This is a genomic window from Streptomyces sp. GL_148, assembly GCF_057834205.1.
The window spans coordinates 4,471,636-4,488,332 of record NZ_CM174396.1 but is presented as its reverse complement, the minus strand read 5'-3'; the positions used below and the strand labels follow the sequence as shown (position 1 = coordinate 4,488,332).

Annotated in this window: 16 protein-coding genes and 1 pseudogene; 9 read left to right on the top strand and 8 right to left on the bottom strand. The window is 68.9% G+C overall.

What is annotated here, in order from left to right:
- Nucleotides 1-21: 21 nt before the first annotated feature.
- The 7 genes and pseudogenes from gyrB to dnaA (AC3IYI_RS20640) all read right to left on the bottom strand — a co-directional run.
- Nucleotides 22-2,079 carry a DNA topoisomerase (ATP-hydrolyzing) subunit B gene (gyrB, locus tag AC3IYI_RS20670; RefSeq protein ID WP_489405163.1) on the bottom strand — a complete coding sequence of 686 codons (2,058 nt, stop codon included), beginning with the start codon at nt 2,077-2,079 and terminating at the stop codon, nt 22-24.
- A gap of 523 nt (nt 2,080-2,602) precedes the next feature.
- On the bottom strand, nt 2,603-3,160 hold the full coding sequence (locus tag AC3IYI_RS20665; RefSeq protein ID WP_489405162.1) for a DciA family protein: 558 nt from the start codon (nt 3,158-3,160) through the stop codon (nt 2,603-2,605).
- Nucleotides 3,157-4,293 carry a DNA replication/repair protein RecF gene (recF, locus tag AC3IYI_RS20660; RefSeq protein WP_489405161.1) on the bottom strand — a complete coding sequence of 379 codons (1,137 nt, stop codon included), beginning with the start codon at nt 4,291-4,293 and terminating at the stop codon, nt 3,157-3,159. Before recF ends, AC3IYI_RS20665 begins: the two co-directional genes overlap by 4 nt.
- Before the next feature lie 103 nt (nt 4,294-4,396).
- Nucleotides 4,397-5,272 (bottom strand): phosphogluconate dehydrogenase (NAD(+)-dependent, decarboxylating), encoded by an 876-nt coding sequence (gene gnd, locus AC3IYI_RS20655; protein WP_243331108.1) that lies wholly within the window; start codon nt 5,270-5,272, stop codon nt 4,397-4,399.
- A gap of 296 nt (nt 5,273-5,568) precedes the next feature.
- Nucleotides 5,569-6,699 carry a DNA polymerase III subunit beta gene (gene dnaN, locus AC3IYI_RS20650; protein ID WP_489405160.1) on the bottom strand — a complete coding sequence of 377 codons (1,131 nt, stop codon included), beginning with the start codon at nt 6,697-6,699 and terminating at the stop codon, nt 5,569-5,571.
- An 878-nt stretch (nt 6,700-7,577) separates the two neighbouring features.
- Nucleotides 7,578-8,813 carry a chromosomal replication initiator protein DnaA gene (gene dnaA, locus AC3IYI_RS20645; RefSeq protein WP_489411602.1) on the bottom strand — a complete coding sequence of 412 codons (1,236 nt, stop codon included), beginning with the start codon at nt 8,811-8,813 and terminating at the stop codon, nt 7,578-7,580.
- 41 nt (nt 8,814-8,854) lie between these two features.
- Nucleotides 8,855-9,368, bottom strand: a pseudogene (dnaA, locus tag AC3IYI_RS20640) (chromosomal replication initiator protein DnaA); the annotation flags it as partial.
- A gap of 362 nt (nt 9,369-9,730) precedes the next feature.
- Here dnaA (AC3IYI_RS20640) and rpmH point away from each other — a divergent pair.
- The 9 genes from rpmH to AC3IYI_RS20595 all read left to right on the top strand — a co-directional run bounded on the left by rpmH (nt 9,731) and on the right by AC3IYI_RS20595 (nt 16,214).
- Nucleotides 9,731-9,868 (top strand): 50S ribosomal protein L34, encoded by a 138-nt coding sequence (gene rpmH / locus AC3IYI_RS20635; RefSeq protein WP_100597229.1) that lies wholly within the window; start codon nt 9,731-9,733, stop codon nt 9,866-9,868.
- A 22-nt stretch (nt 9,869-9,890) separates the two neighbouring features.
- Nucleotides 9,891-10,265 (top strand): ribonuclease P protein component, encoded by a 375-nt coding sequence (gene rnpA / locus AC3IYI_RS20630; RefSeq protein ID WP_382748376.1) that lies wholly within the window; start codon nt 9,891-9,893, stop codon nt 10,263-10,265.
- Nucleotides 10,262-10,543: a membrane protein insertion efficiency factor YidD gene (gene yidD, locus AC3IYI_RS20625; protein WP_076043740.1), complete on the top strand. Its 282-nt coding sequence runs from the start codon at nt 10,262-10,264 to the stop codon at nt 10,541-10,543. The genes rnpA and yidD overlap by 4 nt, the downstream gene beginning before the upstream one ends.
- 3 nt (nt 10,544-10,546) lie before the next feature.
- On the top strand, nt 10,547-11,656 hold the full coding sequence (gene yidC / locus AC3IYI_RS20620) for a membrane protein insertase YidC (RefSeq protein ID WP_489405159.1): 1,110 nt from the start codon (nt 10,547-10,549) through the stop codon (nt 11,654-11,656).
- A 15-nt stretch (nt 11,657-11,671) separates the two neighbouring features.
- On the top strand, nt 11,672-12,181 hold the full coding sequence (locus tag AC3IYI_RS20615) for a Jag family protein (protein WP_385368553.1): 510 nt from the start codon (nt 11,672-11,674) through the stop codon (nt 12,179-12,181).
- Nucleotides 12,182-12,333: 152 nt separating this feature from the next.
- Nucleotides 12,334-13,044: a 16S rRNA (guanine(527)-N(7))-methyltransferase RsmG gene (rsmG, locus tag AC3IYI_RS20610; protein ID WP_489405158.1), complete on the top strand. Its 711-nt coding sequence runs from the start codon at nt 12,334-12,336 to the stop codon at nt 13,042-13,044.
- Nucleotides 13,045-13,308: 264 nt separating this feature from the next.
- The gene (locus AC3IYI_RS20605; RefSeq protein WP_489405157.1) at nt 13,309-14,403 is read left to right on the top strand and encodes a ParA family protein; all 1,095 of its coding nucleotides are present in this window, start codon (nt 13,309-13,311) and stop codon (nt 14,401-14,403) included.
- A complete protein-coding gene (locus tag AC3IYI_RS20600) occupies nt 14,400-15,494 on the top strand; it encodes a ParB/RepB/Spo0J family partition protein (RefSeq protein WP_489405156.1) in 1,095 nt (364 codons plus the stop codon). Before AC3IYI_RS20605 ends, AC3IYI_RS20600 begins: the two co-directional genes overlap by 4 nt.
- Nucleotides 15,495-15,596: 102 nt before the next feature.
- Entirely contained in the window at nt 15,597-16,214 is a 618-nt protein-coding gene (locus AC3IYI_RS20595; protein WP_489405155.1) for a GNAT family N-acetyltransferase, read from the top strand.
- Nucleotides 16,215-16,320: 106 nt separating this feature from the next.
- Here AC3IYI_RS20595 and trxA read toward each other — a convergent pair whose 3' ends face one another.
- Complete coding sequence (trxA, locus tag AC3IYI_RS20590; RefSeq protein WP_243331126.1) at nt 16,321-16,659, bottom strand: thioredoxin; 339 nt, start codon at nt 16,657-16,659, stop codon at nt 16,321-16,323.
- Between the last annotated feature and the right edge of the window lie 38 nt (nt 16,660-16,697).

Here is a 16,697-nt window from a genome sequence, read left to right as displayed (position 1 = left end):
CAGGCGGTCAGCTGAGCCGACTCAGATGTCGAGGAAGCGAACGTCCTTGGCGTTGCGCTGGATGAAGGAGCGCCGGGCTTCGACGTCCTCACCCATCAGCACCGAGAACAGGTCGTCGGCCTGCGCGGCGTCGTCCAGGGTGACCTGGCCGAGCACGCGGTGGTCCACGTCCATCGTGGTGATGCGCAGTTCCTCGGCGTTCATCTCGCCCAGACCCTTGAAGCGCTGGATCGAGTCTTCCTTGATCCGCTTGCCGTTCTGCTTGCCGAGCTCGACCAGGGCGTCGCGCTCGCGGTCCGAGTACGCGTACTCGAAGTCGTCGCGGCCCCACTTGATCTTGTAGAGCGGCGGACGCGACAGGTAGACGTGACCGGCCTCGACCAGCGGCCGCATGAAGCGGAACAGGAAGGTCAGCAGCAGGGTGTTGATGTGCTGGCCGTCGACGTCGGCGTCAGCCATCAGGATGATCTTGTGATAGCGGAGCTTCGCGATGTCGAAGTCCTCGTGCACACCCGTGCCGAAGGCGCTGATCAGCGCCTGGACCTCGGTGTTCTGGAGGATCTTGTCGATGCGGGCCTTCTCGACGTTCAGGATCTTGCCGCGGATCGGCAGGATGGCCTGGTACATCGGGTTGCGGCCGGACTTGGCCGAGCCGCCGGCCGAGTCGCCCTCGACGATGAAGATCTCGCACTTGGTCGGGTCGTTGGACTGGCAGTCCGACAGCTTGCCCGGCAGCGAGGCGCTCTCCAGCAGACCCTTGCGACGGGTGAGGTCACGGGCCTTGCGGGCCGCGACGCGCGCCGTGGCCGCGTTGATCGACTTGCGGATGATGTCCGCGGCCTCGTTCGGGTTCCGGTCGAACCAGTCGTTGAGGTGCTCGTGGACGACCTTCTGCACGAAGGTCTTGGCCTCCGTGTTGCCCAGCTTGGTCTTCGTCTGGCCCTCGAACTGCGGCTCGCCCAGCTTGATCGAGATGATCGCGGTCAGACCCTCGCGGATGTCCTCACCGGCGAGGTTGTCGTCCTTCTCCCGCAGGAACTTCTTCTCACGCGCGTAGCGGTTCACCAGACCCGTCATCGCGGCGCGGAAGCCCTCTTCGTGGGTGCCGCCCTCGTGCGTGTGGATCGTGTTCGCGAAGGAGTAGACGCCCTCGGTGTACTGCGAGTTCCACTGCATCGCGATCTCGACCGAGAGCATGCGCTCCTTGTCCTCGGCCTCGACGTCGATGACGGTCGGGTGGATCATCTCGCCCTTGCGCGAGTTCAGGTACTTCACGAAGTCGACGATGCCGCCCTCGTAGAAGTACTTGACCGTGCGCGCCTGCTGGTCGTCGGTCTCCTCGGCGGTGTCCGCGCCCATCGTGGCCTTGGCCGACTCGCGCTCGTCCGTCAGGGTGAGGGTCAGGCCCTTGTTGAGGAAGGCCATCTCCTGGAAGCGGCGCGAGAGCGTCTCGAAGGAGTACTCGGTGGTCTCGAAGATGTCGCCGTCGGCCCAGAAGGTGACCGAGGTGCCCGTCTCGGACGTCGCCTCGTTCTTCAGCAGGGCCGCTGTCGGGACACCGAGCTTGTAGTCCTGGGTCCAGCGGTGGCCGTCGGTCTTGACCTCGACCGCGACCCTGGTCGACAGGGCGTTCACGACGGAGACGCCGACGCCGTGGAGACCGCCGGAGACGGCGTAGCCGCCGCCGCCGAACTTGCCGCCCGCGTGCAGGACCGTCAGCACGACCTCGACGGCTGGCTTCCCCTCGGACGGCACGATGCCGACCGGGATACCGCGGCCGTTGTCGACCACGCGCACGCCGCCGTCGGCGAGGATCGTCACGTCGATCGTGTCCGCGTGCCCGGCCAGGGCCTCGTCGACCGAGTTGTCGACTACCTCGTAGACGAGGTGGTGGAGCCCGCGCTCACCGGTCGAGCCGATGTACATGCCGGGCCGCTTGCGGACCGCGTCCAGGCCCTCGAGGACCTGGATGGCACTGGCGTCGTACGAGGAGGTGACCTCGCCGTTCTGGCCGACTGTGGACTGGTTGTCGTTGGGGTTGCCGGAATCGGCCACGAAGCGCCCTTTCTGGCACAGCACAGGCCGTACTCCGGGCCGGCATGCATGCAAGCGGGAGCGGCTGCGTCGATCTGCGTTGTCAGCGGTGGTCAGCTTTACTCGACTGGATCCCGCGCGTGCGCGGGATTCTCGTTCAGTCTACCGGTATCACCCCCATGAATGGGCGTTTGCCGGTACCTGAGTCCGCATGTGCCGCCCGGAAACTCCTCTCTCCGACTCCCCATATCCGGGGAGGGGCTCAAAGAGGCTCACACGGGCATTGAGCGCTTCGGGCTGTCAACCTCCCGCTACCGTGAGGGACACCACCCGCAGAGCCGTCCGTACGGGTGGCCGCCGGATCCCTACTCACCCGTACGGGCTCACCGCGCGGGCCGGCCTACGGGCATCGGCGCGCGGGGCCCGGCACGGGCCGGGGCCGGGGCCGGGGCACGCCCGGAACACGCACGACCGGAACACGCACGGGCGAGCGCACCGGTTCAGCCGCCCCACGCGGGCAGCCTCAGGCGCGCACGGTGTCAGGCCCCTCGGTGTCGGGCCTGTGGGTTCACCCGTAGGTGTCCCCCGGGCCGGTGCTCCCCGGCGCCCGCCAGGGGCCGTACCGCTTCGGACCGCCGCCCGGGCCGTGGACCTTGATCAGCCGGACGGTGCCCTGCCCCAGGTCCGCGTTGAGCCGGGCCACCAGCTGCGGAGCCATCAGCTTCAGCTGCGCCGCCCACGCCGAGGAATCGCAGCGCACCACCAGCTCGCGGTCCTCGTACCGGTCAGGCACGCAGTGCGTCGCGATGTCCTGGCCGACGATCTCCGGCCAGCGCTCCATCACGCCCGCCACCGCCATCGGCATCTCCCAGCCGCGCTCCGTGCGCAGCCGGTCCAGCGCCGCCATCAGCGGCATCGGGTCCCGGCCGTCCGCGCGGGCGCCCGAGCGCAGGCCCGGCTGGTGGCGGCCCTTCTTGTTCTGCGCCGCGTTGCCGCGGGCCCGCGCCTGCTCGCGCGCCGCCGCCAGCGCCTGGCGCGCCAGGTCCACGCCGGAGGGTTCGGCCGCCTTGCGCGGCGGGTCCTGCGGCCCTTCCTGCGACGGCGGGCCCTGCTCCTTGCCGCTCACAGCCGGGTCACCTCCCCGCCGGACACCGCGAACCGGGTCCCTGCCAGCACCCCGGGCACGTCGTCGTCGACCGCCGCCGTCACCAGCACCTGCTCGCCCGGCGCCACCAGCTCCGCCAGCCGCTCCCGGCGCCGCGCGTCCAGCTCCGCGAACACGTCGTCGAGGATCAGCACCGGCTCGCTGCCCTCCGAGCGCAGCAGCTCGTAGGAGGCCAGCCGCAGGGCCAGCGCGTAGGACCAGGACTCGCCGTGGCTCGCGTACCCCTTGGCCGGCAGCTCCCCGAGGCGCAGCACGACGTCGTCGCGGTGCGGGCCGACCAGGGTCACGCCGCGCTCGATCTCGCCCTTGCGCACCTCGGCCAGCGCGCCGAGGAGGACCTCGTACAGCGCCTCGCGGGTGCGGGCCTCGCCGCTGTCCACCTGCTCGCCCGCGGAGGACTTGTAGGCCACGCCGAGCGGTCCGCCGCCGGGCGCGAGCTGCTCGTACGCCTTGTCCGCCAGCGGCAGCAGGGTCGCGAGGAGGTCGAGCCTGTGGGCCAGCAGCTCCGCGCCCGTGCGCGCCAGGTGCTGGTCCCACACGTCGAGGGTGGACAGGTCCATGGAGCGGCCGCCGTGCCGGCGGGCCATCGCCGCCGACTTCAGCAGGGTGTTGCGCTGCTTGAGCACCCGCTCGTAGTCCGAGCGGACGGCCGCCATGCGCGGCGAGCGGGCCGTGACGAGCTCGTCGAGGAAGCGGCGCCGCTCCCCGGGATCACCCTTGACCAGGGCCAGGTCCTCCGGGGCGAACAGCACCGTGCGCACGATGCCCAGGACGTCCCGCGGCCTGACCTGCGAGGACCTGTTGATCCGGGCCCGGTTGGCGCGGCCCGGATTCAGCTCCAGCTCCACGAGCTGCTGCCGCTCGCCCTGGGTGACGGCGGCCCGGATGACGGCGCGCTCGGCGCCCATCCGCACGAGCGGGGCGTCCGCGGAGACGCGGTGGCTGCCGAGGGTCGCGAGGTAGCCGATGGCCTCGACGAGGTTGGTCTTGCCCTGCCCGTTGGGGCCCACGAAAGCGGTGACGCCCGGTTCGAGGGGAACCTCGGCCCGGGCGTACGAGCGGAAGTCGGCCAACGAGAGATGCGAAACGTGCATACGGCGCCGACCTCCCCCGGCTTCCTGCTGCTCTGCCGTGCTCCGCTCCACAGGCTGTGGATCTACAAGTCGTGGATCTGTGGACCTGTGGAGCGGTTGTGGATTACTTCTTCTCGACCGCGTGGCCGCCGAACTGGTTGCGCAGCGCGGCGATCATCTTCATCTGCGGGGAGTCGTCCTGGCGGGACGCGAAGCGCGCGAAGAGCGAGGCCGTGATCGCGGGCAGCGGCACGGCGTTGTCGATCGCGGCCTCGACCGTCCAGCGGCCCTCGCCGGAGTCCTGCGCGAAGCCGCGCAGCTGCTGCAGGTGCTCGTCCTCGTCCAGCGCGTTCACGGCCAGGTCCAGCAGCCAGGAACGGATGACCGTGCCCTCCTGCCAGGACCGGAACACCTCGCGGACGTCGGTGACCGAGTCGACCTTCTCCAGGAGCTCCCAGCCCTCGGCGTAGGCCTGCATCATGGCGTACTCGATGCCGTTGTGGACCATCTTCGCGAAGTGGCCGGCACCGATCTTGCCGGCGTGCACGGCGCCGAACTCACCCTCGGGCTTGAGGGCGTCGAAGACGGGCTGTACGGCCGCGACGTGCTCCTTGTCGCCGCCGTACATCAGCGCGTAGCCGTTCTCCAGGCCCCAGACGCCGCCCGAGACTCCGCAGTCCACGAAGCCGATGCCCTTGGCGGCCAGCTCGGCGCCGTGCTTCTCGTCGTCGGTCCAGCGGGAGTTGCCGCCGTCCACGACGATGTCGCCGGGCGAGAGCAGGCCCGCGAGCTCGTCCACGGTGGACTGGGTCGCCGCGCCGGCCGGGACCATGACCCACACCACGCGGGGGGCCTGCAGGCTGTCCACAAGTTCCGACAGGCTGTGGACATCGGCGAGGTCCGGGTTGCGGTCGTATCCGATGACGGTGTGGCCGGCGCGGCGGATGCGCTCGCGCATGTTGCCGCCCATCTTGCCGAGACCGACGAGACCAAGCTCCATCAGGTGGTTCCTTAAGCGTTGTGGCCGTCTGTGCCGGGGTGCCCCCGGCGCCCGGGGACATCCCCCCCGTGCCGAGCCTACGCCGGGCCGTGCCGCCCGGCGCCACGGGCACTGCGGGTGTCGGCGCCGAGGAAGGCGGCGGGCCGCGCACGAGGCTCCGTACAGGCTCCTGCGCGGCCGCCGGGGCCCCTGTGGAGCCGCTACGGGGCTTCGCGGGCGGGAGGCGGAACGCCCTCGGGCCCGGTCCCGCGGGGAGCGGGGACGGGCCCGAGGGGCTTGCCGCGTCGTGTCCGGGCTCAGCCGGAGAGGCGGACCGGCATGATCAGGTACTTGTACGCCTCGTCGGCCTCTGCGTCGACCGCGGGGCGGCCGCTGAGCAGCGCCGGCTTGGTGGACGTGGTGAAGCTCAGCTGCGCGGCCGGCGAGTCGATCGCGCTCAGGCCGTCCAGCAGGAAGGTCGGGTTGAAGGCGATCGAGATGTCGTCGCCCTCCAGCTTCGCGTCGACGCGCTCCACAGCCTGTGCGTCGTCGGAGGAGCCGGCCTCCAGGATCAGCACGCCCTGCTCGAAGCTGAGGCGGACCGGGGTGTTGCGCTCGGCGACGAGGGCCACGCGCTTGACGGCCTCGACGAACGGGGCGGTCTCGATCACGGCGATGGAGTTGAACTCCGTCGGGAAGAGCGTGCGGTACTTCGGCAGGTCGCCCTCGAGGAGGCGGGTGGTGGTGCGCCGGCCGGCGCCCTCGAAGCCGATGAGTCCCTCGCCCTGGCCGGAGCCCGACAGCGCGATGGTGACCGTGTCGCCGCTGGTGAGCGACTTGGCGGTGTCCAGGAGGGTCTTGGCGGGCACCAGGGCCACGGCCGAGGCCTCGGGGTCCTCGGGCTTCCACAGGAACTCGCGGACCGCGAAGCGGTAGCGGTCGGTGGAGGCCAGGGTGACCTTGTCGCCCTCGATCTCGATGCGGACACCGGTCAGCACGGGCAGCGTGTCGTCACGGCCGGCGGCGATGGCGACCTGGGCGGCGGCGGAGGCGAAGACCTCGCCGGGCACGGTGCCGGTCGCGGTGGGCATCGTCGGCAGCGCCGGGTATTCCTCCACAGGCAGGGTGTGGAGTGTGAATCGCGAGGAGCCGCAGACCACGGTCGCCCGTACACCGTCTGTGGAAATCTCCACCGGGCGGTTGGGCAGGGCCCGGCAGATGTCGGCGAGCAGCCGGCCGGAGACCAGGACGGTGCCGTCCTCCTCGACGTCCGCCTCGACGGAGACCCGGGCCGAGACCTCGTAGTCGAAGCCGGAGAGGGACAGCTTGCCCTCCTCGGCCTTCAGCAGCAGGCCCGCGAGAACGGGCACCGGCGGCCGGGCCGGGAGGCTACGAGCAGCCCAGGCCACCGCCTCCGCGAGTACGTCGCGCTCCACCCGGATCTTCACCGGAAACCGCCTCCTGCTGTTGCTCGCTCGTCTGCCGGCCTTCGTCGTCGGCTCGTCGATGCCTCGACCGATGCCGGGGACCAGTCTGACGTACGGCGCCGACAGTCGTCGCTGCCGGCGGTCAAGTCGGGAGCGAGGTGTCGGGGAGGGCGATCCACCGAGTTGTGCACAGGACCTGCTTGAAAACCGAAACCGGGCTAACTCTCTATGGGGGTAGTAGTAGGGCCTGTGGAAACGGTGGATAACAGTGTTTTTGCAGGTCACCCCGTGTTTTTTATCCCCACACCCTGTGGGTGACACCGGTGGACAACCAGGTGTCTCTGTGGAGAACGAAAAGTTCTGCACAGGCCATCCCCAGATGACCCTCACTACTCCACAGGTGCGTCCCCAGGTTTTCCCGAGTACTCCACAGCCCAAACGTCGACTTCGGTGTGACCGCTTTCACTCGGGGCGGTGACGGGGGGTTCCTCGTTGCCGAACAGTGGACAACGGTGTGGGGAAGTCGTCTGATCCTGTGCACAGCACCCGGGAAGCTGTGGATCGCCGGTGGACAACGCGGTGGACAGACCTGTGGACGAATATTTCGTCCACAGCCTGTGGATAGTCGTTGCGCACAATTCCACAGGGGTCTGACCAGCCCTGATGGTGCCTCACACCAGGGCCCTGTGGACAGTCTTGTGGGCAGCGCGGCCCGTCCCCAGGGTGTGGACGGAAGAAAGTCGCCCAATCTGTGGATGACTTGCCTCCCAGGGGGCGTATTCGAACAGCCCAGGGGCGCACGCATGAAGAAGGGCGCCCCCGAACTGACCCGGAAGCGCCCTCTTAAAGCGTTTGGAAGGGCTCGGCGGCGCCCGTACGGCACGTCCACAGAGCCGGCGTCAGCCGTTCTTGATGCGGTTGGTGAGCTCGGTCACCTGGTTGTAGATGGACCGGCGTTCCGCCATCAGAGCGCGGATCTTGCGGTCCGCGTGCATGACGGTGGTGTGGTCGCGGCCGCCGAACTGCGCCCCGATCTTGGGCAGCGAGAGGTCGGTGAGCTCCCGGCACAGGTACATGGAGATCTGCCGGGCGGTGACCAGGACCCGGCTGCGCGAGGAGCCGCACAGGTCGTCCACGGTCAGCCCGAAGTAGTCGGCGGTGGCCGCCATGATGTCGGTGGCGGTGATCTCGGGCGAGCTGTCCTCGCCGCCCGGGATCAGGTTCTTCAGTACGTCCTCGGTCAGGCCCAGGTCGACCGGCTGCCGGTTCAGGCTCGCGAAGGCCGTGACCCGGATCAGCGCCCCCTCCAGCTCGCGGATGTTGCGCGAGATGCGGGAGGCGATGAACTCCAGCACCTCCGGCGGGGCGTTGAGCTGCTCCTGGACGGCCTTCTTGCGCAGGATCGCGATGCGGGTCTCCAGCTCGGGCGGCTGGACGTCGGTGATCAGGCCCCACTCGAAGCGGTTGCGGAGCCGGTCCTCCAGGGTGGCGAGCTGCTTGGGCGGCCGGTCGGAGGAGAGGACGATCTGCTTGTTGGCGTTGTGGAGCGTGTTGAAGGTGTGGAAGAACTCCTCCTGTGTCGACTCCTTGCTCGCCAGGAACTGGATGTCGTCGACGAGCAGGATGTCCATCTCGCGGTAGCGCTTGCGGAACGCGTCGCCCTTGCCGTCGCGGATCGAGTTGATGAACTCGTTGGTGAACTCCTCGGAGCTCACGTACCGCACCCGGGTGCCGGGGTAGAGGCTCCGCGCGTAGTGCCCGATGGCGTGCAGCAGGTGTGTCTTGCCGAGGCCCGACTCCCCATAGATGAAGAGGGGGTTGTACGCCTTCGCCGGCGCCTCGGCGACGGCCACCGCGGCGGCGTGCGCGAAGCGGTTGGAGGCGCCGATGACGAAGGTGTCGAAGAGGTACTTGGGGTTCAGCCGGGCGGTCGGCTCCAGCGGCCCCGAGGTGGAACCGCCGGACGGCGCCGAGGGCGCGGGCCGGCTGGGCGCCGGGCGCGGGGCGGACTGCTGCTCGTACTGCTGTTGCTCGTACTGGCGGGAGGAGCGCTGCTGGCCCTCGTACTGCTGCTGCTCGTACTTCTGCTGTTCGTAGGAGCCCTGGTCGTAGGAGGAGGGCTCGGGCTGCTGCATGTAGCCCGGCTGCGGGGAGGCGTACGGGTCGCGCTCGGGGAAGCCGCCGAGGCGGGGCTGCTGCCAGCCGTAGTCGTCCTGCTGGCCGCCGCGGGGCCAGGCGCCGGGCTCGGAGCGCTGCTGCTGGTAGTCCGGGTAGGCGGGGCGGGCGCTGGGGAGCTGGTCGTCGGCGGGGCCCGTATGACCCATGGGTCCGGTGTGCCCGCCCGGGCGCTGGCCGCCGTACGGTTCGTAGCCGTCGCGGGAGGAAGACGAGGACGGGGCCGGGGGCGAGGGCTCGCCCGCCGAGTCGTCGACGGTGATGGCGATCCGGATGGGGCGGCCGCATTCACGGCTGAGGGCGTCGCTGATGAGCGGGGCGAGCCGGCCCTCGAGGACGCGCTTGCCGTACTCGTTGGGGACGGCGAGCAGGGCGGTGTCCGCCACCAGGGCCAGGGGCTGACAGCGCTCGACCCACTGCTTGTCCTTGGGCTCGATGCTGTTCTGTCCCTCCCCGAGGAGCTTTTCGAGCACCCTTGGCCACACTGCGGCAAGATCGGCAGGTACGTCAGCCACAGAGCACGCTCTCTCAGAGGGGGTCCCACGAATGTGTGGTTCTTTGGGACGGTCGGGACAAAAAATCCGGGGTCAGGCAACGGTAGTCAGGCCAGCGGGTACGGTTCAAGTCGTTGTCCACAGCCTGTGCACAGTGTGGGGCACCGCCGGCTCGGTTTGACCGGATGGCGTAGCCGCGCGTACCGTAACGAGGTCGAGTTGTCGATGGCTGCTGCCGCCTGCCTACCGATGGGCGAAGATCACTGATTGTGATCGTTTTGCGGTGCCACTCGGGCGTAACGCGAGATTTCTCCTCGTGGGCGCACGGTGACAGCCAGGCGAGCGATGTCCCGCCATAACGATTTATTCTCTGGAGCCCCCGAGTGAGCAAGCGCACCTTCCAGCCGAACAACCGCCGTCGTGCCAAGACCCACGGCTTCCGTCTCCGGATGCGTACCCGTGCCGGCCGCGCCATCCTCGCGAACCGTCGTGGCAAGGGCCGCGCCGAACTCTCCGCGTAACTGACGGGCGGATCGTGACGTCGTGCTGTCTCCCGAAAATCGGCTGAGGCGGCGCGAGGACTTCGCGAGCGCGGTACGTCGAGGTCGCCGGGCCGGTCGCCCGCTCCTCGTCGTCCACCTACGTACAAGCGGTGCAACGGACCCGCACGAGTCGGGGGAGATCGATCCCTCGACGCGTGCGGGTTTCGTCGTCAGCAAAGCTGTCGGCATCGCCGTCGTACGCAACCGGGTCAAGCGCCGTTTGCGCCATCTCGTCCGCGAGCGGCTGTCTCAGCTGCCCGAAGGTAGCCTGATGGTGGTACGGGCTCTGCCCGGAGCGGGTGATGCCGGTCTCGACGAGCTGGCCCGGGACCTCGATGCCGCATTGCTGCGGCTCCTGGGAGGCGTGGCTCGATGAAGTACCCGCTGCTCGCATTGATCAAGCTGTACCAGTGGACGATCAGTCCGCTGCTCGGGCCGGTGTGCCGCTACTACCCCTCGTGCTCGCACTACGGGTACACGGCCATCGACCGGCATGGTGCGGTGAAGGGGACGGCTCTGACCGCCTGGCGGATCCTGCGGTGCAATCCGTGGTCCCCGGGTGGCGTGGACCACGTCCCACCCCGGAAACGCCCGCGTTGGCACGAGCAGCTGCGCAGTGCGTTGCGTAGATCTCGCAATGCTCAAGGAGCCTGATTAGTGGACACGATTGCCAATCTGTTCAGCTTTATTACCACGCCCGTCTCGTGGATCATCGTTCAGTTCCACAAGGTGTACGGCGCCATGTTCGGCGTGGACAGTGGTTGGGCCTGGGGCCTGTCCATCGTGTCCCTGGTGATCTTGATCCGCATCTGTCTGATCCCGCTCTTCGTGAAGCAGATCAAGGCGACGCGCGGCATGCAGGCGATCCAGCCGAAGATGAAGGCGATCCAGGAGCGCTACAAGAACGACAAGCAGCGCCAGTCCGAAGAGATGATGAAGCTGTACAAGGAGACGGGTACCAACCCGCTCTCCTCGTGCCTTCCCATCCTGGCGCAGTCCCCGTTCTTCTTCGCGCTCTACAGCGTGCTCTCGAGCATCGCCAGCGGCAAGACGATCGGCGAGATCGACGGCCCGCTGCTGGAGAGCGCGCGTAAGGCGCACATCTTCGGCGCTCCGCTGGCATCCAAGTTCATGGACAGCGCCGAGAAGGTCGAGGCCCTGGGCGCCTCGATCACCGACGTGCGCATCGTCACCGCCGTCATGATCATCATGATGTCGCTGTCGCAGTTCTACACGCAGCGCCAGCTGATGCAGAAGAACGTCGACCTTTCGGTCAAGACGCCGTTCATGCAGCAGCAGAAGATGCTGATGTACGTCTTCCCCCTGATCTTCGCGGTCATGGGCATCAACTTCCCCGTCGGTGTCCTCGTCTACTGGCTGACCACGAACCTGTGGACCATGGGCCAGCAGATGTTCGTCATCAGCCGGAACCCCACCCCGGGCAGCCTGGCCCAGGACCAGTACCTGACGCGTCTGGTGAAGCAGATCGGTGCGCACGGCGAGCTCAAGGGCCGGGGCAAGAAGAAGATCGTCGCGGCGATCGTGGCCAAGGGCCCGGACCGCAACGACAACGAACGCAAGTTCATCTCCGCTCTGACCAAGCAGGGCCTGGCCGCGCAGGCGGACGGCTCCGTGACGAAGAGCGTCGAGGCGACCGTCGACGCCGACGCGGCCGGAAGCGGTGGTGCCCAGAAGCGGCAGCAGCCCAAGCGGCAGTCGAAGTCGCAGCGTCAGACGCCCCCCAGCAAGCCCGCTCCCAAGAAGTAAGAAGGAGTCCCTCCCGTGACGGAAGGCACCACCACCGCCGCCGCTGAGAGTGGCGACACCCTGACCCGCCTCGAGCAGGAGGGTGAGATCGCGGCCGACTACCTTGAGGGTCTGCTGGACATCGCCGACCTGGACGGCGACATCGACATGGACGTCGAGGCGGACCGCGCCTCTGTCTCCATCGTCAGCGAATCCGCGCGCGACCTGCAGAAGCTCGTGGGCCGTGACGGCGAGGTGCTGGAGGCTCTGCAGGAGCTGACCCGTCTCGCCGTGCACCGCGAGACCGGGGACCGCAGCCGGCTGATGCTGGACATCGGCGGCTTCCGGGCGAAGAAGCGCGAGGAGCTGACGGCTCTGGGCGCCAAGGCCGCGGAGGACGTGAAGTCGTCCGGCGAGCCCCTGAAGCTGGACCCGATGACCCCCTTCGAGCGGAAGGTCGTCCACGACGCCGTGGCGGCCGCCGGTCTGCGGAGCGAGTCCGAGGGCGAGGAGCCGCAGCGCTTCGTCGTCGTGCTTCCGGCCTGACCGGAAGCTTGAGTGTCCGGCCCCGTCTGTCTCGCAGGCGGGGCCGATCTTTGTCAGCCTGGCAGTGACGACGTGGCCCGCGGGACGGCACGGCCACAACCATGCGGTACGGAAGGACGGTCCCCGTGACGGAGGCAGCTGAGCTTCCCCCGATGCCCGAAGAAGCACCCCAGGCACCCGAAGAGGCGCGTGCGGTGTTCGGTGAGCATTTCCCGGAAGCTGTGCGGTACGCGGAGCTGCTGGCGGACGCGGGTGTCAAGCGGGGCCTGATCGGGCCGCGCGAGGTGCCGCGGCTCTGGGAGAGGCACCTGCTGAACTGCGCCGTGCTCTCCGAAGTGGTGCCTGAAAACGTCACCGTGTGCGACGTGGGTTCGGGTGCCGGCCTCCCCGGCATTCCGCTGGCCCTGGTGCGCAGGGACCTGAAGATCACCCTGCTGGAGCCGCTGCTGCGCCGTACGAACTTCCTCCAGGAAGTCGTGGAGCTGCTGGGGCTCGACCACGTGACGGTCGTGCGCGGGCGGGCCGAGGAAGTCCTCGGCAAGCTCCAGCCGGTGCACGTGGTGACGGCGCGCGCGGTGGCTCCGCTGGACCGGCTCGCCGGATGGGGCGTGCCCCTGCTGCGCCCCTACGGCGAGATGCTGGCGCTGAAGGGCGACACCGCCGAGGAGGAGCTGGTGGCGGCGAAGGCCGCGCTGACCAAGCTCGGTGTGGTGAAGACCTCGGTGCTGCACGTCGGCGAGGGGATCGTGGACCCGCTCTCCACCGTGGTGCGGGTCGAGGTCGGGGAAAGCCCGGGCGGGGTGCGGTTCGCGGCGAAGCGGGCCAAGGCCGCCCGTACGAGCCGTACGCGCAGGCGTCGCTGAGCCCCTGCCGGGCAGCGCTCGCAGGCGTATCGCAGGGGTGTTGAGCCCTATAGGTATGGATTTCGGAGTGTCGTAGCGGCCGGATGACTCCGTCCGGGCATCGTGTTTCACGTGAAACGTCGCTCTCTGCTGCACGGAATCATCAGCCGCGGTCGTGCGGCCACGTCCCCCCGTCTCCGCAAGGGTGAAGGGGGGACGGAGTTGTCCACATCGGTGGATTCATCCACAGGAGTACGGGCCCCGCTGGTTCGCAGCCCCGGTGACATGGCAGGCTCTGTTCATCGCGAGCCTGATGCCGAGGAGAGTGACACCGTGCGGTCAGACGCCAACCTTGCGGGGCCGATGGCCGATCCGGTCCCCGGTCCCCGCTCTGAATTCCCGGGCGACGATGTTTCACGTGAAACATCGGCCCCGCCCCTAGTGGACAACGAAGACACGCCCATCGGCCGTGCCGCCCAGATCGCGGTCGAGGCCCTCGGACGTGCGGGCGAGGGCCTGCCCAGGCCCCCGAAGACCCGGATCATGGTGGTGGCCAACCAGAAGGGCGGCGTGGGCAAGACCACGTCGACCGTGAACCTGGCCGCATCCCTGGCCCTGCACGGTGCGCGGGTCCTGGTGGTCGACCTCGACCCGCAGGGCAACGCCTCGACGGCGCTGGGCATCGACCACCACGCGGACGTGCCGTCCATCTACGACGTGCTCGTGGACAGCCGCCCGCTGATGGAGGTCGTCCAGCCGGTGGCCGACGTGGAGGGGCTCTTCTGCGCGCCGGCCACGATCGACCTGGCGGGTGCCGAGATCGAGCTGGTGTCCCTGGTGGCACGGGAGAGCCGTCTCCAGCGGGCCATTCAGGCGTACGAGCAGCCGCTCGACTACATCCTGATCGACTGCCCGCCCTCGCTGGGCCTGCTGACGGTGAACGCCCTGGTCGCGGGCGCGGAGGTGCTGATCCCGATCCAGTGCGAGTACTACGCGCTGGAGGGGCTCGGTCAGCTGCTGCGCAACGTGGACCTGGTGCGGGCGCACCTGAACCCGACGCTGCACGTGTCCACGATCCTGCTGACGATGTACGACGGCAGGACCCGGCTGGCCTCGCAGGTGGCGGAGGAGGTGCGCACCCACTTCGGCAAGGAGGTGCTGCGCACGAGCATCCCGCGGTCGGTCCGCATCTCCGAGGCTCCGAGCTACGGGCAGACGGTGCTGACTTACGATCCGGGTTCCAGCGGTTCCCTCTCCTACCTGGAGGCGGCGCGGGAGATCGCGCTGCGCGGGGCCGGATTCCAGTACGACCCCCAGCATCCCCATCAGGGTGCTGCGGGCATGAACAACACGCAAAGCATGGCGGAGGGGATCCAGTGAGTGAGCGACGTAGGGGTCTGGGGCGGGGGCTCGGCGCGCTGATTCCCGCTGCTCCCCAGGAGAAGGTGCCGCCGGTGATCGGTGCCGGGTCGACGTCTCCGTCGGCGGTTCCGCTGCTGCCTTCGGAGCGGGGTGTCGCGGCGGCGAAGCTGGCTTCGCTGGCGCAGGCTGATGTTTCACGTGAAACATCACCGGCGATCGAGTCTGTGCGCGAACCGGAGCCCGCTGTGGGCCCGGAGGCCGGCGAGGTGGCGGGGGCGACGTTCGCGGAGCTCCCGATGGACTCCATCACGCCGAACCCGCGCCAGCCTCGAGAGGTGTTCGACCAGGACGCGCTGGCCGAGCTGGTGTCCTCCATCCAGGAGGTGGGCCTGCTCCAGCCGGTGGTGGTGCGTCAGTCCGGGCCCGGTCGCTATGAGCTGATCATGGGCGAGCGGCGCTGGCGGGCGTGCCGGGAGGCCGGCCTGGAGCGCATCCCGGCGATCATCCGTGCCACGGACGACGAGAAGCTGCTGCTGGACGCGCTGCTGGAGAACCTGCACCGGGCTCAGCTGAACCCGCTGGAGGAGGCAGCCGCGTACGACCAGCTGCTCCAGGACTTCAACTGCACGCATGACCAGCTCGCGGACCGGATCGGACGTTCGCGTCCTCAGGTCTCGAACACGCTGCGGCTGTTGAAGCTGTCTGCGCCCGTGCAGCGGCGGGTGGCGGCGGGTGTGCTGTCGGCGGGGCACGCGCGGGCACTGCTCTCGGTGGACAGCTCCGAGGAGCAGGACCGGCTGGCCCAGCGGATCGTGGCCGAGGGCCTTTCGGTGCGCGCGGTCGAGGAGATCGTGGCGCTGATGGGCTCGGAGTCGCCGAGCGCGGTGAAGCCGAAGGGCCCGCGGGCGGGTGCCCGGGTCGCCCCGGCGCTCAGTGAGCTGGCGACGCGGTTGTCGGACCGGTTCGAGACGCGGGTGAAGGTGGATCTCGGCCAGAAGAAGGGCAAGATCACCGTCGAGTTCGCGTCGATGGAGGACCTGGAGCGGATTCTGGGCACTCTGGCGCCGGGCGAGGGCAGGGTGCTGGACCAGGGCGCTGCCGGGGAGTAACCCACAGCCTGGGGGCGGTTCGTGCCGGTGTGAACCGGTGCGGCCCGCCCCCTTTGCCTTGTTGCGGTTTCGGGTGATTCGCGCTGTGGATACGATGCGGTCATGGGTCGTCGGCTGGTACCGCTCACGCTGGACAACCTCCAAGACCTGCCCCGGCGTTGCCGGTCCTGTGTCTTCTGGGAGCTGGACCCCGTCAGCGGCGATGCCGCCGTGAAGGCGGGGAACCCTGCCGAGGAGAAGGAGGCGTGGATCTCCGCCGTCCTCCTGGAGTGGGGCTCGTGCGGACGGGTGGTCTACGTGGACGAGGTTCCCGTGGGGTTCGTTCTGTACGCGCCGCCGGCGTACGTGCCGCGTGCGACCGCGTTCCCGACCAGCCCGGTGTCCCCGGACGCCGTACAGCTCATCACCTCGTGGATCATGCCGGGGTACCAGGGCCAGGGGCTGGGGCGGGTGATGGTGCAGACGGTGGCGAAGGATCTGCTGCGCAGGGGGTTCCGGGCGATCGAGGCGTTCGGCGATGCCCGGTGGGAGGGTCCGGCCTGTCTGCTGCCGGCGGACCATCTGCTGGCGGTGGGCTTCAAGACGGTGCGCCCGCATCCGACGCGTCCCCGGCTGCGGTTGGAGCTGCGCTCCACGCTGTCGTGGAAGGAAGACGTGGAACTGGCCCTGGACCGGCTGCTGGGCGCGGCCCGGAAGGAACCGGCGCTGCGTCCGCTGTGAGACGGGAGCAGCCTGTTCCCGTACGCGCCTGACATGCGGACGGGGCCGCCCTGGCAGGGGACGGCCCCGTGTCACGCGATCGCGTCCGGTCTCGGACGCGGGTGCGTCAGGCCTTGATGGTGACGAAGGCGTCGAGGTCGCGCAGGATGGCGGCCTTCGGCTTGGCGCCGACGATGGTCTTGACGACCTCGCCGCCCTGGTAGACGTTCAGCGTCGGGATGGACATGACGCCGTACTTGGCCGCCGTTTCCGGGTTCTCGTCGATGTTGAGCTTGACGATCTCGATCTCGTCACCGTACTCGGAGGCGATGGCCTCGAGGGACGGAGCGATCTGGCGGCACGGACCGCACCAGGCGGCCCAGAAGTCCACCAGGACGGGCTTGTCGCTCTTGAGGACGTCGTCATCGAAGCTTGCGTCGGTGACGGTCTTGAGGGTGCCGGCCACAGCGGCCTCCTTCTTTTCCTGCGGGGAGTGGGGTGTGG

Coding starts and splice junctions, on each gene's coding strand:
- AC3IYI_RS20595 (WP_489405155.1), top strand. CDS start 15,597: ATGGGTCGTCGGCTGGTACCGCTCACGCTGGACAACCTCCAAGACCTG.
- AC3IYI_RS20605 (WP_489405157.1), top strand. CDS start 13,309: ATGGCAGGCTCTGTTCATCGCGAGCCTGATGCCGAGGAGAGTGACACC.
- gnd (WP_243331108.1), bottom strand. CDS start 5,272: ATGGAGCTTGGTCTCGTCGGTCTCGGCAAGATGGGCGGCAACATGCGC.
- dnaA (WP_489411602.1), bottom strand. CDS start 8,813: ATGCAGCAGCCCGAGCCCTCCTCCTACGACCAGGGCTCCTACGAACAG.
- yidD (WP_076043740.1), top strand. CDS start 10,262: ATGAAGTACCCGCTGCTCGCATTGATCAAGCTGTACCAGTGGACGATC.
- recF (WP_489405161.1), bottom strand. CDS start 4,293: ATGCACGTTTCGCATCTCTCGTTGGCCGACTTCCGCTCGTACGCCCGG.
- rsmG (WP_489405158.1), top strand. CDS start 12,334: ATGCCCGAAGAAGCACCCCAGGCACCCGAAGAGGCGCGTGCGGTGTTC.